14 protein-coding genes and 5 tRNA genes are annotated in these 15778 nt (G+C 54.7%); 1 reads left to right on the top strand and 18 read right to left on the bottom strand.

The window, feature by feature from the left end; all coding sequences use genetic code 11:
- Positions 1-105 precede the first annotated feature (105 nt).
- Positions 106-1755 carry a 2-isopropylmalate synthase gene (gene leuA, locus CWM66_RS22190; RefSeq protein ID WP_107147306.1) on the top strand — a complete coding sequence of 550 codons (1650 nt, stop codon included), beginning with the start codon at positions 106-108 and terminating at the stop codon, positions 1753-1755.
- Here the strand turns inward: leuA and CWM66_RS22185 are convergent.
- From CWM66_RS22185 to CWM66_RS22100, 18 genes are all read right to left on the bottom strand, one after another.
- Positions 1726-2523 carry a helix-turn-helix domain-containing protein gene (locus tag CWM66_RS22185; RefSeq protein WP_079517470.1) on the bottom strand — a complete coding sequence of 266 codons (798 nt, stop codon included), beginning with the start codon at positions 2521-2523 and terminating at the stop codon, positions 1726-1728. The two genes, leuA and CWM66_RS22185, sit on opposite strands and share 30 nt — an antisense overlap.
- A 67-nt stretch (positions 2524-2590) precedes the next feature.
- Positions 2591-3106, bottom strand: coding sequence for an S-ribosylhomocysteine lyase (gene luxS, locus CWM66_RS22180; protein ID WP_007370566.1), 516 nt, complete (start codon positions 3104-3106; stop codon positions 2591-2593).
- Between the two features lie 153 nt (positions 3107-3259).
- Entirely contained in the window at positions 3260-4804 is a 1545-nt protein-coding gene (gshA, locus tag CWM66_RS22175) for a glutamate--cysteine ligase (RefSeq protein ID WP_007370565.1), read from the bottom strand.
- 80 nt (positions 4805-4884) lie between these two features.
- Positions 4885-5313, bottom strand: a complete 429-nt coding sequence (locus CWM66_RS22170) for a YqaA family protein (protein ID WP_007370564.1) — start codon at positions 5311-5313, stop codon at positions 4885-4887.
- On the bottom strand, positions 5310-5876 hold the full coding sequence (gene yqaB / locus CWM66_RS22165) for a fructose-1-phosphate/6-phosphogluconate phosphatase (protein ID WP_007370563.1): 567 nt from the start codon (positions 5874-5876) through the stop codon (positions 5310-5312). Before yqaB ends, CWM66_RS22170 begins: the two co-directional genes overlap by 4 nt.
- A gap of 302 nt (positions 5877-6178) precedes the next feature.
- A tRNA-Arg gene (locus CWM66_RS22160) sits at positions 6179-6255 on the bottom strand.
- 196 nt (positions 6256-6451) lie between these two features.
- Positions 6452-6528, bottom strand: a tRNA-Arg gene (locus tag CWM66_RS22155).
- 61 nt (positions 6529-6589) lie between these two features.
- A tRNA-Arg gene (locus CWM66_RS22150) sits at positions 6590-6666 on the bottom strand.
- 196 nt (positions 6667-6862) lie between these two features.
- Positions 6863-6939, bottom strand: a tRNA-Arg gene (locus CWM66_RS22145).
- 4 nt (positions 6940-6943) lie between these two features.
- Positions 6944-7036 (bottom strand) — tRNA-Ser (locus CWM66_RS22140).
- Positions 7037-7372: 336 nt separating this feature from the next.
- Positions 7373-7558, bottom strand: a complete 186-nt coding sequence (gene csrA, locus CWM66_RS22135) for a carbon storage regulator CsrA (RefSeq protein WP_007370562.1) — start codon at positions 7556-7558, stop codon at positions 7373-7375.
- 240 nt (positions 7559-7798) lie between these two features.
- On the bottom strand, positions 7799-10429 hold the full coding sequence (gene alaS, locus CWM66_RS22130; RefSeq protein ID WP_035942094.1) for an alanine--tRNA ligase: 2631 nt from the start codon (positions 10427-10429) through the stop codon (positions 7799-7801).
- 130 nt (positions 10430-10559) lie between these two features.
- Positions 10560-11060: a recombination regulator RecX gene (gene recX / locus CWM66_RS22125; protein WP_007370559.1), complete on the bottom strand. Its 501-nt coding sequence runs from the start codon at positions 11058-11060 to the stop codon at positions 10560-10562.
- Between the two features lie 68 nt (positions 11061-11128).
- Positions 11129-12193: a recombinase RecA gene (gene recA, locus CWM66_RS22120; RefSeq protein ID WP_007370558.1), complete on the bottom strand. Its 1065-nt coding sequence runs from the start codon at positions 12191-12193 to the stop codon at positions 11129-11131.
- Positions 12194-12283: 90 nt separating this feature from the next.
- Positions 12284-12781: a nicotinamide-nucleotide amidase gene (gene pncC / locus CWM66_RS22115; RefSeq protein ID WP_007370557.1), complete on the bottom strand. Its 498-nt coding sequence runs from the start codon at positions 12779-12781 to the stop codon at positions 12284-12286.
- Between the two features lie 189 nt (positions 12782-12970).
- The gene (locus CWM66_RS22110; protein WP_007370556.1) at positions 12971-13849 is read right to left on the bottom strand and encodes a metal ABC transporter substrate-binding protein; all 879 of its coding nucleotides are present in this window, start codon (positions 13847-13849) and stop codon (positions 12971-12973) included.
- A 12-nt stretch (positions 13850-13861) separates the two neighbouring features.
- Complete coding sequence (locus CWM66_RS22105) at positions 13862-14725, bottom strand: metal ABC transporter permease (protein WP_007370555.1); 864 nt, start codon at positions 14723-14725, stop codon at positions 13862-13864.
- Positions 14722-15396, bottom strand: a complete 675-nt coding sequence (locus CWM66_RS22100; RefSeq protein WP_071921280.1) for a metal ABC transporter ATP-binding protein — start codon at positions 15394-15396, stop codon at positions 14722-14724. The genes CWM66_RS22105 and CWM66_RS22100 overlap by 4 nt, the downstream gene beginning before the upstream one ends.
- Between the last annotated feature and the right edge of the window lie 382 nt (positions 15397-15778).

The following is a 15778-nucleotide window of genomic DNA, read 5'->3' as shown; positions in this document are numbered from 1 at the left end:
TTTTTACCGCTCCTTGTCCAGAACGCGACAGTGGTTGTCAGTTCCGATAAAGCAGCGCTCCTGAAATCGCTTCACGATGGTGAAAAGACAACAGGAGCGCATCACATGCTGAAAAACCCCGCAGAAAAATATTCCCCGTTTATCCCTTTCGCCCTGCCCGATCGCCGCTGGCCGGAACAGCGCATTACCCATGCGCCGCGCTGGCTTTCCACCGATCTGCGCGACGGTAACCAGGCGCTGGCGGAACCGATGGACAGCGCACGCAAGCTGCAATTCTGGGAACTGCTGCTGGCGTGCGGCTTTAAAGAGATTGAGGTAGCTTTCCCTTCGGCCTCGCAAACGGATTTCAACTTTGTTCGCCAGTTGATTGAAGAGCAGCGCATTCCCGATGATGTGACGATTCAGGTATTAACCCAGGCGCGGGAGGATTTAATTCACCGAACCTTTGCTTCGCTGCACGGAGCCAGACAGGCGACAATTCATTTGTACAACGCCACGGCACCGCTGTTTCGCCGCCTGGTATTTGGCATGGAGAAAGCGCAAATTGTCGAGCTGGCGACGCGCTCCACGCAGCTGATTCGCCGGCTGTGCGAAGAGAATCCGCAAACACGCTGGCAGTATGAATACTCGCCGGAGACGTTTTGCTTTACCGAAGCCGATTTCGCGCTGGAGATTTGCGAAGCGGTGGCCGATGTCTGGCAACCATGCGCCGAACGCCCGATGATCATTAACCTGCCGGCGACCGTTGAAGTCAGTACGCCGAATGTTTATGCCGATCAGATTGAACATTTCTGCCGCCACTTCAGCCGCCGTAGCGACGTGTGCATTAGTGTGCATCCGCATAACGATCGCGGTACCGGCATTGCGTGCGCAGAACTGGCGGTGATGGCCGGAGCCGATCGCGTTGAAGGCTGTCTGTTTGGTAACGGTGAGCGTACCGGTAATGTCTGTCTGGTAACACTGGCGATGAATCTCTACAGCCAGGGGATCAGCCCGCAACTCGATTTCAGCGATATGCAGCGCGTGGTGGAAGTGGTGGAAAGCTGTAACCAACTGCCGGTACACCCGCGTCATCCGTGGGCTGGCAGCCTGGCCTATACTGCGTTTTCCGGCTCACACCAGGATGCGATCAAAAAAGGGTTCGATGCCCGTAAAGCGGGCAGCCGCTGGGAGATGCCCTACCTGCCGGTCGATCCGCAGGATATTGGCTGTAGTTATGAAGCGGTGATCCGTGTGAACAGCCAGTCCGGAAAAAGCGGTAGCGCCTGGCTGATTGAACAGAACCATGGCCTGAAACTGCCACGCGCCCTGCAACAGGATTTTAGCCAGCATGTGCAGCAGGAGACGGATAAACACGGCAAAGAGATGACGCAAAATGCGCTGTGGCAACTGTTCCGCAATCGCTACGGTCTTATACCTTCGCCGCCGCTGGCGCTGCAACGCTATCGCAGCGACAGCCAGCAGGATGGTCAGTTACGCCTGACGGCGACGGTCATGCGGGAAGGTAAAACGCGCGAGCTGACCGGCAGCGGCAATGGCTTGCTTTCGGCGGCCGTCAACGCCATCACGCCATGGCTGGGCACACCGTTTGTCATCAAGGATTACCACGAGCATACGCTTGGCGCGCGCAGCGACAGCCGTTCAGTGGCGTATATTCGCTGCCTGTACCAGGATGGCAGCAGCCGCTGGGGTGTGGGGATTGATAATGATGTCGCGCGCGCCTCATTACAGGCGTTGCTGAACGCGGTGGGCTAAAGAGAAGGTTCGGCGGAAGTAATCGCTGGGTGAGACGCCCATCACCCGGCGGAACATCGCCGTAAAAGCGCTGTGGCTGCCGTATCCCAGATCCAACGCCACGCGCAGTACCGACTGCCCTTGCGCCAGGCGCAACAGCGCCGCCAATAAACGGGCGCGTCGCACCCATTCGCCGTAACTTAGCCCCGTTTGCTGCTGAAAATGCCGGTTCAGCGTGCGCTCGCTCATGTTCGTCAGGCTGGCTGACTGCGCACTGCTCCAGCTTAATCCCGGTTCGGCGCGGATCTGTTCGCAGAGCTGGCGCAACGCTGCGCTTTGCGGCTCCGGCAGGTGAAATGGCAGCACCGGCATGGCGCGGATTTCATCCAGAATCAGTTCATAGATGCGTTCATCACGGCTGCCGGGCGCATACTCCTGGGCCAGATCGAACGCAGCGACGATGAGTTCGCGCAGCAGCGGCGTGATCTGCACGATTTGGCAGGACGCAGGCAGATCGGCGCGAGCCAGCGGATCGATAAACAGCGTGCGGGCTGCGACGCTACCGGTAATGCGGATAGCATGCTGTGTTCCGGCGGGTAACCACACGCCGCGACCAGGCGGAACGACCCAGCACCCGGCAGCGGTATCCACGCGTACCACGCCGCTCAGGCTATGCAATAGCTGCGCGCAGTCGTGCTGATGCCACGGTTCGCTGTCGCCGTGCTGATAATCATGGGCGAAGGGATGCAGAGGGCGGTGCGTAAAGGAGAAGGTTAAAGTGGTCGTCATCGGGTTGCCGCTGGGTGGCGAGAGAGCAGGCCCGGTAAGCGAGCTACCGGGCGCTACAATGACAGCACTAGATGTGCAGTTCCTGCAATTTTTCTTTCGGCAGGGCCAGCTCTTCGTTGCTGTTAACGCGGACATCGCGGTCGAGAATGTGACGAGCGATTTCCTGCGCTTCTTCCAGCGAGTGCATGGTATAGGTGCCGCACTGGTAGACGTTCAGTTCCGGGATCTGGCTCTGTTCTTTCACCTTCAGCACATCGGCCATCGCCGCTTTCCACGCATCCGCAACGCGCTGCTCATCCGGCGTGCCAATCAGGCTCATGTAGAAGCCCGTGCGACAACCCATCGGCGAAATATCGATGATCTCAACGCCGTTTCCGTTGAGGTGGTTACGCATGAAACCAGCAAACAGATGCTCAAGCGTGTGGATCCCTTTTTCCGGCATGACTTCTTTGTTAGGCACGCAGAAACGCAGGTCGAATACGGTGATGGTGTCGCCATGCGGCGTGTCCATGGTCTTGGCTACACGGACAGCAGGGGCTTCCATACGGGTATGATCGACAGTGAAGCTATCCAACAATGGCATTTAGTCACCTCCGACAGTGATTTTTTTTAAATAAAAATGAACTCTTCTTTTTCATGCGAGTCTGAGTATATGAAAGACGCGCATTTGTTATCATCATCCCTGATTTTCAGAGATGAAATTTTGGCCACAGCGATGTGGCCTTTTTCTTTTCTGTCAGGCGTGACGCGCGAGTAACGCTTCAAATGACTCGGTATCCCGGGCTTCAACCTCTGCCTGACGCGCCAGCGATGCTTTGCACTCGGCGATAAAATCTTCCTCATGCAGGATTTCCAGCGGCTCTTCGCGAAGCTGTGAACGATACTGATCGCCCAGCGCTTTGCCGGTGCCGCCAATTCCGTTATCGATCATCGAACGCAGGATGCGCGCCGAGAAGGTAAGCTCCGGATCGTCGAAGCTGGCGACCAGTTGTTCACACACCTGTTCGTATTCGTTGCCACCGTACACGCCATCGAGCGTCTGCGCCACTCGTTTCAAATCCCGGAACAGATCCTTGCCGACGTTCGCCAGCGGGAATTGCGCGGTTTCACAGCCAATACCCAGCGTCAGCCCAGGTTTACGGCCTTCAAGAATCACGCGATTCCAGTTTGTACGCGTACACAGCAGTTCGTCGCTGCTCATCTCCGGCGCATCGGCCAGCACGCACCAGACCATAAACAGATCGAGGAAACGAACCTGCTGCTCGTCAACGCCAATCGCCGTGAAGGGGTTGATGTCCAGCGAGCGCACTTCAATATATTCAATGCCGCCGCGCAGCAGCGCGTCCGACGGTGTTTCACCGCTACGGGTCACGCGTTTCGGGCGAATCGGCGCATACAGTTCGTTCTCGATCTGCAAAATATTGGTATTGATTTGCAGATACTTATCGTCTTTCTTCAGACCAATTTTAGCGTACTCTTCCGAAGGCGTTTTTATCGCCCGCTTCAGCGCCACCACATAATCGTGCAGATTGTTAAAGGTGATGCCCAGATTGTTCTGCGATTTATTGGTATAGCCCAGATCGCTTAAGCGCAGCGATGTGGCATACGGCAGGTAATACATGCCGTTCGGCGTTTTCTCAAACGGCAGCGTGGTCGGTTTCCCTTGCAGGAACGACGAACAGATTGCCGGAGACGCACCGAACAGATACGGGATCACCCAGCCAAAACGGTAATAGTTACGGATCAGGCGGAAATAGCCGTCGGATACCGTTTCTTTATCGGTACCGCCGCTTTTCGCTTCCCAGAATGCCATCGGCAACGAGAAGTTATAATGCACGCCGGAAATGGTTTGCATCAGCGCGCCATAGCGGTTTTTCAACCCTTCGCGATAGAGCGTTTTCAGGCGACCGATGTTGGAGGTGCCGTACTGCGCCAGCTCAATCTGCTGACCATCTTTGATGTAGCACGGCATACTCAGCGGCCACATCCGCTCGTCACCAATCTGGCGCGCGGTGTAGCGATGAATATCGCGCATGATCGTCAACATATGGTCGATATCGCTATCGACCGGCGTAATAAACTCCAGAAGTGCTTCCGCAAAATCAGTGGTGATCCACTGATGAGTTAAGGCAGAGCCGAGCGTCGCCGCATGACCGGTGGTCGCCAGTGAGCCGTCTGCGTTTACGCGCAGCGTCTCACGTTCAAGACCGCGTTGGATCCCCTTTACTGCCTGAGGATGTTTTTCCAGCCAGGACAATGCCTGTGATACGTCCGGGATCAAGTTGACCTCCCGCCTGTAATAATCATTTTATTAAGCATAATTGTAATGGTTGACGATTAAAGGTCACTCACTCAGTCCAATTAGTGCCACCACGTCATACCTTGTAGCGTTACCAGGGCTATCGCCATATAGCGTAACGCCTTGCCAAGGCATAAAAAAAACAGCACTGGTCCCCATGAAAGGCGCATCCAGCCCGCCAGCAGACACAGCACATCGCCTATAACAGGCATCCAGCTCAGAAGCAGCGCTGCCGCGCCGTAACGTCTGAGCCAGTGAGTCGCTTTTTCCTGCCAGCGCGATGTTTTACGCTGCGGAAAGAAACGCCCAAGAATAACGTTAGTCAGCCCTCCAAGGCTATTACCCATTGTTGCTATTACTACGAGCAGCCAGGGCTGACTGACACCAGAGAGCAGCATCGCAATCAGCACAACCTCAGAATTGCCGGGCAACAGCGTGGCGCTGAGGAAGCTACTGGCAAACAATGACAGGAGCGACAGGCTGTCACTCACAATAAGCGTACATCAACTGCATCCATACCGGCGGCCTGCGCTGCCTGGATACCAAAATCTGCATCTTCAAATACTACGCATTGCGTCGGCTCCACGCCCATTTGTTGGGCGCAAAGCAGGAAAGTATCCGGTGCAGGTTTGTGATTTTTAACATGATCGGCGGCAACAACCGCATTGAAATAGTGACGCAGGCCAAGGTGCGCCAATAGCGCTTCTGCAATAGCGCTTTCACTGCCGGTTCCCACCGACATGGGACGACGGCCGTGCCACTCTTTTACAACTTCGATTAATGGCAAAGGGCGCACTGAATCCAGCAGCATTGCTTTGACCGCTGCGGTTTTCTCCTGCGCCAGCGCATGCGGATCGAGATCGCCCTGATTAGCTTCAATGATGAACTGCGCGATACGCCAGGTCGGTGAGCCGTTTAGCCCGACCATTGACTGCTCGTCAAAACGCATCCCGTAACGCCCCAGCACTTCATGCCAGGCTTTACGGTGGGTCGGCTCGGTGTCCAGAATAGTGCCATCCATATCAAAAATCAGACCAGCGTAACGTTCGTACATCATGTTCTCACAAAGCGGATAACAAACAGTTACTTTAACGTAAACAGCGTTTTTTGTCGCTGCTGGCAAGAGAAAGCTGAGATGCCTTTACTGGAAGGGGGTTCGCAGAATATGTTTTTTCAGAAGAGGTGGAGCTTGTAGAACATGAGTGGAATTTTGCAGAGAGATGGTGCATCCGGGAGGATGACTCGTCTTTCGACTCGCCCTGCGGGCCGTTGCTAAAGCAACGTTATCCGTCCTGGTGCCAACGGTTTTATCCGCGACGCCAGAAACATCCGGCTGGCTGTTATTTTATAAGAAGATGGTGCATCCGGGAGGATTCGAACCTCCGACCGCTCGGTTCGTAGCCGAGTACTCTATCCAGCTGAGCTACGGATGCATCGGGAATACTTGTTTACTACGCTGATTCAGTGCTGCGTTCCTCGCCACACTGACAAAGATGATGCATCCGGGAGGATGACTCGTCTTTCGACTCGCACTGCGGGCCGTTGCTAAAGCAACGTTATCCACCCTGGTGCAGGCGGTTTTATCCACCGTTATGGAAACGACAAACTCGCTGTCACTTCTTCACAATATGGTGCATCCGGGAGGATTCGAACCTCCGACCGCTCGGTTCGTAGCCGAGTACTCTATCCAGCTGAGCTACGGATGCATCGGGAATACTTGTTTACTACGCTGATTCAGTGCTGCGTTCCTCGCCACACTGACAAAGATGGTGCATCCGGGAGGATTCGAACCTCCGACCGCTCGGTTCGTAGCCGAGTACTCTATCCAGCTGAGCTACGGATGCATCGGGAATACTTATTTACTACGCTGATTCAGTGCTGCATTCCTCGCCACACTGACAAAGATGGTGCATCCGGGAGGATGACTCGTCTTTCGACTCGCCCTGCGGGCCGTTGCTAAAGCAACGTTATCCACCCTGGTGCATGCGGTTTTATCCGCCGTTTCGGAAACAACAAATTCGCTGTCATTCCCTCAAAATATGGTGCATCCGGGAGGATTCGAACCTCCGACCGCTCGGTTCGTAGCCGAGTACTCTATCCAGCTGAGCTACGGATGCAAAATGGCGGTGAGGCGGGGATTCGAACCCCGGATGCAGCTTTTGACCGCATACTCCCTTAGCAGGGGAGCGCCTTCAGCCTCTCGGCCACCTCACCACACGCCTCTTTCGAGTGCTTTGAAGAACTTGTTGAGAGCTCATCGTCGCTGCGTGGCGCACATATTACTTTCTGGGACTTATAAGTCAAACAATTTTTCCAGCCCCTGAATCGTTTGCACACTTCGCAGTCAATTAGCCTGTAAAAAGGCCAAAAAGGATGTTTTCTCAGCAGAATTTCCGCCGCTTCGCTGGAGAAAAACAGAAACAAACCTGCCACGAAAATACGAGCCTGATATAAAAAATCAGCGGGCTGAAATAAAAAGGAAACCTGGAGAGGGGAAAATCCGGAGGAGGTGTTGCGTCTCGCCGTACAACCGCGAGACGCATAATAGCATCAGTAGTTGGACTGCTGTGATTTTTCAGCCTGGATACGCTGGTAGATCTCTTCACGGTGAACAGATACTTCTTTCGGGGCATTAACGCCAATGCGCACCTGGTTACCCTTAACCCCTAAGACAGTCACAGTGACCTCATCCCCAATCATGAGGGTTTCACCAACTCGACGAGTCAGAATCAGCATTCTTTGCTCCTTGAAAGATTAAAAGAGTCGGGTCTCTCTGTATCCCGGCATTATCCATCATATAACGCCAAAAAGTAAGCGATGACAAACACGTAAAGTGTAAGCAGTCACGGCATCACATTCTGTTAAACGTAAGTTTAGCCGATATACACAACTTCAACCTGACTTTCTTGTTATCAATAGCGTAGTGGCAACAAGGCCATAATCGGTAAGATTATGGCCTGTGCATTCGCTTTGTAGTTATGACAGTTTCGCGCTTACCCAGTCTTTAACACTGGCAAGAGCAGCGGGAAGCGCAGCCGCGTCGGTACCACCGGCTTGCGCCATGTCCGGACGTCCCCCCCCTTTGCCCCCAACCTGCTGGGCAACCATACCAACCAGATCCCCTGCTTTCACACGGTCAGTCACATCCTTCGAGACGCCCGCAATCAGAGAAACTTTCCCTTCAGCCACAGTGGCGAGAACAATAACAGAAGCGCCTAACTGGTTCTTCAGATCGTCCACCATGGTACGCAGCATCTTCGGCTCGACGCCTGCCAGTTCGCTGACCAGCAGTTTCACGCCGTTAACTTCAATCGCTTTGCCGGACAGGTTCGCGCTCTCCTGCGCTGCTGCCTGCTCTTTAAGCTGCTGCAACTCTTTTTCCAGCTGACGCGTACGATCGATAACGGTACGCACTTTGTCACTGAGGTTCTGGCTATCGCCTTTCAGCAACTGCGCGATATCGTGCAGTTGGTCGCTCTGCGCATGCAGGCTGGCAATCGCACCTTCACCGGTAACCGCTTCGATACGACGAACGCCAGCAGCAGTGCCTGATTCAGACACAATGCGGAACAGACCAATATCACCGGTGCGGGACGCGTGCGTACCACCGCACAGTTCGGTAGAGAAATCGCCCATGCTCAGTACACGCACGCGCTCATCGTATTTCTCGCCAAACAGCGCCATCGCGCCATTCGCTTTCGCGGCTTCCAGATCCATGATATTGGTTTCGATCGGCAGGTTACGGCGAATCTGCGCGTTCACCAGATCTTCCACCGCGCGGATCTCAGACGGTTTCATCGCCTCGAAATGAGAGAAGTCAAAGCGCAGCGCTTTGTCATTCACCAGCGAACCTTTCTGCGCGACGTGAGTACCAAGAACGGTACGCAACGCAGCGTGCATCAGGTGCGTTGCAGAGTGATTCAGGCGGATGCGCGCGCGACGCGCTTCGTCGACTTCTGCTTTCACACCGTCACCCACTTTCAGGGTCCCGGTCGCCAGCTTGCCGATGTGGCCAATCGCCTGACCATATTTCTGCGTATCCTGCACGGTAAACGTAAAACCGTTGCCTTTCAGTTCGCCTTTATCGCCAACCTGACCGCCGGATTCTGCATAGAATGGCGTTTCATCAAGCACGACAACCGCTTCCTGGCCTGCAGCAATCGCGTTCACCGGTTTGCCGTCGACAAACAGCGCGGTCACTTTGCCGTTCAGTTCAAGGTGATCGTAGCCTTTAAATTCCGACGCGCTATCAACGCGAATCATCGCGTTGTAGTCTGCGCCAAATCCGCTGGATTCGCGTGCGCGGCGGCGCTGCTCTTCCATGGCGGCTTCAAAACCGGCTTCATCAATTTTCAGGTTACGCTCGCGGCAAACGTCCGCGGTCAGATCCATCGGGAAACCGTAGGTATCGTACAGACGGAAGACTGTTTCGCCGTCCAGCGTATCCCCTTTCAGTTTTGCCAGCTCTTCGTCCAGCAGCGCCAGACCGCGCTCCAGAGTACGGGCAAACTGCTCTTCTTCAGTTTTCAGAACCTGTTCAACCTGCGCCTGCTGGCGTTGCAGATCTTCACCGGCAGAGCCCATCACAGCGATCAGCGGCGCAACCAGTTTATAGAAGAAGGTGTCCTTCGCGCCCAGCATGTTACCGTGGCGGATAGCACGACGGATGATACGACGCAGCACATAGCCGCGGTTTTCGTTCGATGGGATCACACCGTCAGCAATAAGGAAAGCACAGGAACGAATGTGGTCCGCGATAACGCGCAGGGATTTGTTGCTCAAATCCGTCGCACCGGTCACTTTCGCTACGGCTTCGATCAGCTTAACGAACAGATCGATTTCATAGTTGGAATTCACATGTTGCAGTACGGCTGCCACACGCTCCAGGCCCATACCGGTATCCACTGACGGTTTCGGCAGCGGTTCCATGGTGCCATCGGCCTGGCGGTTAAACTGCATAAAGACGATGTTCCAGATTTCGATGTAACGGTCACCATCTTCTTCCGGACTGCCCGGAGGGCCGCCCCAGATGTGATCGCCATGATCGTAGAAAATCTCGGTACACGGACCGCACGGACCAGTATCGCCCATCTGCCAGAAGTTATCAGACGCGTAAGCTGCGCCTTTGTTATCACCGATGCGAATAATACGCTCACGCGGGATACCAACTTCTTTTTCCCAAATTTCGTAGGCTTCATCATCCGTTTCGTACACCGTCACCCACAGACGCTCTTTCGGCAGGTTGAACCAGTTTTCACCGGTCAGCAGTTCCCATGCATACTGAATAGCATCATGTTTGAAGTAATCGCCGAAGCTAAAGTTGCCCAGCATTTCAAAAAAGGTGTGATGACGTGCAGTGTAACCGACGTTTTCCAGGTCATTGTGTTTACCACCGGCACGGACACAACGCTGTGCCGTGGTGGCGCGGGAATAATTACGTTTGTCGAGCCCAAGGAACACATCCTTGAACTGGTTCATCCCTGCGTTGGTAAACAGCAAAGTCGGGTCGTTATTTGGCACAAGGGAGCTGCTGGCAACTACCTGGTGTCCTTTGCTATGGAAAAAATCGAGAAACGCCTGACGGATCTCAGCGGTGCTCTTGCTCATAATTATCCTGAAATCAAGCTAACGAAATGTGGTAACCAGCCGCCGCCATGACATAGCAGACGCGCCAGTTACTGGAAAAAGTGGGAATAAGATAAGTTTTCTTTAGTGCGAAGTAAAATCCCGTATGCGCTCAGTCGGCAAAATTTCGCCATATCTCCTGAATATCTTCCTGCAAAAAGCCACGATAGAGCAAAAAGCGTTGCACTTTTACTTTCGCGACAAACTCTGTCGGCAGTGGTTCTCCATACTTGCGCAGCGCCTGATCGCGAGCGCTGGCGACCCAGTCGATATCGCATTCGCGCATCGCCTGTTCCGTCGTTTCCCGCGCTATCCCTTTTTGATTCAGTTCCTGGCGAATACGAACAGGCCCATAGCCTTTGCGCGCCCGGCTGGCGATAAACTGACGCACGAAACGGGCATCATCGAGAAAATGGTGCTCAAGACACCACTCTACAATCTGCACCACCTCTTCTTCCGTACAGTCGAGTTCCTCCGGGCCGTTTTTCCCCATTACCGGCGCCGTCAATTTGCGGCGAAACTCTTTTTCACTGTGATCGCGCATCGCCAGAATCCGCATCGCCCGATCGCGCAAACGGGGAAGAGCAGAGCGGCGGGGAGTATCGTCAGACATGGCTCATTCCTGTGGTCGCAGAAAAGCAAAAGGGCTGCATCAGCAGCCCTCGATTGCGGTTCAGATTATCAGAAATCTTCGTTGGTTTCTTCAACGTCTTCGCCGTTGCTATCCACCGAGAATTCCGCAGCGGAATTCTGATTACTGAGCAGAATCTCGCGCACTTTTTTCTCGATCTCTTTCGCCGTTGCCGGGTTCTCTTTCAGCCAGGTTGTTGCATTCGCTTTACCCTGTCCGATTTTTTCACCGTTGTAGCTGTACCAGGCACCCGCTTTTTCAATCAGCTTCTCTTTCACGCCAAGGTCAACCAGCTCGCCGTAGAAGTTGATACCTTCACCGTAAAGGATCTGGAATTCAGCCTGTTTGAACGGCGCAGCGATTTTGTTTTTCACCACTTTTACGCGGGTTTCGCTGCCGATAACGTTGTCACCCTCTTTTACCGCACCGATACGGCGAATATCCAGGCGCACAGAAGCGTAGAACTTCAGTGCGTTACCGCCGGTGGTGGTTTCCGGGTTACCGAACATCACACCAATTTTCATACGGATCTGGTTGATAAAGATCAGCAGCGTATTGGACTGTTTCAGGTTACCGGCCAGCTTACGCATCGCCTGGCTCATCATACGTGCCGCGAGGCCCATGTGAGAGTCACCGATTTCGCCTTCGATTTCCGCTTTCGGCGTTAATGCCGCCACGGAGTCGACAACCAGCACGTCAACTGCGCCGGAGCGCGCCAGCGCATCACAGATCTCCAGCGCCTGCTCACCGGTGTCCGGCTGGGAGCACAGCAGGTTGTCGATATCAACGCCCAGCTTACGGGCATAGATAGGATCCAGCGCGTGTTCCGCATCGATAAACGCACAGGTTTTACCTTCACGCTGTGCTGCGGCAATCACCTGCAATGTCAGCGTGGTTTTACCGGATGATTCCGGCCCGTAGATTTCGACGATACGCCCCATCGGCAGACCGCCCGCGCCCAGCGCAATATCCAGCGAGAGCGAACCGGTGGAGATGGTTTCCACATCCATGGAGCGGTCTTCACCCAGACGCATGATGGAGCCTTTACCGAATTGCTTTTCGATCTGACCCAGTGCAGCTGCAAGCGCCTTTTGTTTGTTTTCGTCGATAGCCATTATTACTCCTGTCATGCAGAGTGAAGCGCGTTACGCCCCGCGGTGAATTACTGTTCTGTTGTCGCAATTATACTGTATGGTCATACAGTATCAAGTCTTTTGTAGAAAATGTTGCCAGAGGGTTTGCAGCGCATAAGCCGTCGCCTGCCTGCGCACCGCTTCGCGATCGCCAGGAAAGCATTCGCGCCGCGTAATCCCTTCCCCACTGACGCTGGCAATGCCAAACCAGACGGTGCCGACCGGCTTCGCCTCACTGCCGCCATCCGGCCCGGCGATACCGCTGATCGAAATAGCATAATCGGCACGCGCCGCTTTCAGCGCGCCAATCGCCATTTCCACCACCACCGGCTCGCTCACAGCACCGTGCGCATCCAGCGTGTCGGGCTGCACGCCAATCATTTGCGCTTTTGCTTCATTACTGTAGGTAACAAACCCACGTTCAAACCAGGCGGAACTGCCGGCAATGTCAGTGATGACCTTTGCAACCCAGCCACCTGTGCAGGATTCCGCCGTCGTTAGCGTTGCGCCGCGCGCTTTTAACGCCTGCCCGATACGCTCACTCAGTTGCATTAATTCAGTGTCCGTCATGATGGCTCCCGTGCACAAAAATCGTGGCGGAAAAGATACCACTTTCCGGGCAAATATGGGGATGGGTTAATGAATTTACGAGGAGGCTTCCGAAAAAAGCGCGGTAGAGAAAATGGCGGCCCTAACCACAGACCCGGCCGCCGGGTAATTCGCCGGAAAGCGGTTGCCGCTTATCCGGCTTATTGGGAGTTATTTCATGCTGTTTGCGATGGTGTCAACGTTATGGCGAAACGCTTTCTGATAAGTATCCGCCACGCCGCCTTTCGCGCTGAGCGCTTCCGGATAGAGTTCACCGCCCGGCTGCGCGCCGGTCGCACTGGCAATCTGTTTTACCAGACGCGGATCGAGCTGGTTCTCCATAAACCAGACGTGAACGCCATCGGCTTTAATCTGTTTAATCAACGACGCTACCTGCGCTGCGCTGGCTTCACTCTCCGAGGAGATCCCCTGCGGCGCCATAAACTCAACATTGTAGGCACGGGCGAAATAGCCGAAGGCATCATGGCTGGTCAGCACTTTACGTTTCGCCTGCGGGATAGCGCTGAAGCGCTCTTTCGCCCAGCTATCCATTTGTTTTAACTCGGCGATATAGCGCTGGCCGGAAGCATTAAGCGCGGCTTCATCTGCCGGATCGGCTTTCACCAGCGCGGCCAGAATATTTTGTGCATACAGCGCACCGTTGGCGGCGCTGTTCCAGGCGTGAGGATCGGTCACGGTTTTACCATCCTCTTCCAGAGTATGCGTGGATACGCCAGTTGAAGCCACCACCAGTTGGCCTTTAAAACCGGAGGCTTTCACCAGCCTGTCGAGCCAGCCTTCCAGCCCTAAACCATTAACCACCACTACATCGGCTTTATTCAGCAGCGCGCTGTCTTTTGCCGAGGGTTCAAAGGTATGCGGATCGCCATCCGGCCCGACCAGCGCCGTCACCTTTACATGATCGCCGCCAACTTCTTGTGCGATATCACCGAGAATAGAAAAACTGGCCACCACATTTAATGTTTTTGCCATCGCGCCCTGCGCCATCAAGCCCAGCGCAAGCGCCAGCATCACCCCTGTACGTTTCATCATTTCCCCTTGCTATGTTAAAAGCGCACGCAGGCTTTGAGCCAGCCCGCTGCGCGTGCCAAATAAAATGGAAAAAAAGAACACCGCGCTGGCGGTCAGCACAATGGCGGGGCCAGCAGGCAGGCCCGCCATCCACGATAAACTTAAGCCCAGCCAGGCGCAGAGCGCGCCGGTTATCGCCGCCAGCAGTAACAACGCCGGTAGCGTGCGCACCCAACAGCGCGCCGCCACTGCGGGCAGCATCATGACGCCCACCGCCATCAACGTGCCGAGGACCTGAAACCCGGCCACCAGGTTTAATACCAGTAACGCCAGAAACAGCCCGTGCAGCAATCCCGGCAAGCGGGATGCATTCACCTGCAAAAACGCACTGTCGAACGCTTCGCTGACCAGCCCGCGATACCCCACCGCCAGCACGATCAGCGTCAGGCTGGCGACACCCGCGACAAACAGCGCCGCATCACTATCCACCGCCAGAATCGAACCAAACAGTAGGTGCAACAGGTCAACGTTCGAACCGCGTAACGACACCAGCGTGACGCCCAGCGCCAGCGAGCCGAGATAAAAACCGGCAAAGCTGGCGTCCTCTTTCAGCGGCGTACGGCGGCTGACCCAGCCAGCGACCAGCGCCACGGTGATGCCTGCAATGAAACCACCAATACTCATCGCCAGCAGCGACATGCCGTTCAGCAAGTAACCGACTGCCACACCCGGCAAAATGGCGTGCGAAAGCGCATCACCCATCAGGCTCATACGACGCAGCAGCAAAAAGACACCCAGCGCCGTGGTGCTAACCGAAAGCGCCATGCAAACCACCAGAGCGCGGCGCATAAAACCAAATTCAATAAACGGCTGGAAAAAGAGATGCCAGATCATGCGCTGCACACCTCAGCCGTCATCTGAGACTGAGCGGATGCGCCCCACTGCGCGGTTTTTTCGCCAAGGCGCAAGGTTTGCGGAAAGTAACGCGCCACGCGTTCACTATCATGTAGCACCGCCAGAATGGTCTGCCCTTCGTGATGCATATCAACGATTTGTTCCATCAATATCTGCGAGGTAATTTCATCAATGCCAGTGAAGGGTTCATCCAGCATGACCAGCGGCGCGTTTTGTACCCAGACGCGGGCAAATAACATGCGCTGGAATTGCCCTCCGGAGAGCGTATCAATGGTTTCACGCGCCATGGCCGTTAAGCCCACGCGTTCCAGCCCTTGTGCAACCCGCATACGCGCATCACGATTCAGGCCGCGAAACAGGGAGATACGCGGCCAACAGCCCATGCAAACCACATCCTGAACGGTAAGCGGAAATTGTGATTCCAGCGCGTGACGCTGCGCCAGCCAGCCAATTGTCGGGCGTGATGGTTGCCAGCGCAGCACGCCGCTCACCGGAGGTAAAAATCCGGCCAGCGTTTTTAATAATGTCGATTTGCCGCAGCCGTTAGCGCCGACAATAGCGGTCATACTTCCGCGCTCCAGCGTGCCGCAGAGCGAAGGGGTAATTGCCAGCCGGTCATATCCCGCCACTAAATGGTCAAGTTCAATCATGGCAACGTGACCGCCCAATCAGTCAGGAGCCAGAGCACCAGCAATAACGCGACGGCCAGCAGCAACCGGGTCGCACCAGACAGAGAAAACAGAGTTACGGGGATCATCGATACGCCTCAAATATGTTATAACGTAACAATAAACATTCACGGCGTTGATGTAAATGCAGAGGCGAAACGGGAGTGCATCGAAATGTTTCAGATTCCCCTCCAGTAGGCTATCTCTTGATCAGATCGTCTGATCAAGAGGCTTCGCTGGGTGATATTCTTCAACGATATTCTGAAGCCTGAACCAGGCCGTGCCATATCACTACCCATCTGTCATCCATCGCCCCATCTTCGCAAGAGCCATTTACACTCATGTTTTTCCCATGGATGGGAAA

This window comes from Kosakonia sp. H7A, assembly GCF_003028445.1.
Taxonomy (GTDB): domain Bacteria; phylum Pseudomonadota; class Gammaproteobacteria; order Enterobacterales; family Enterobacteriaceae; genus Kosakonia; species Kosakonia radicincitans.
Note: the sequence above shows the minus strand (reverse complement) of the source record. Positions and strands in the feature narration are given on the sequence as shown.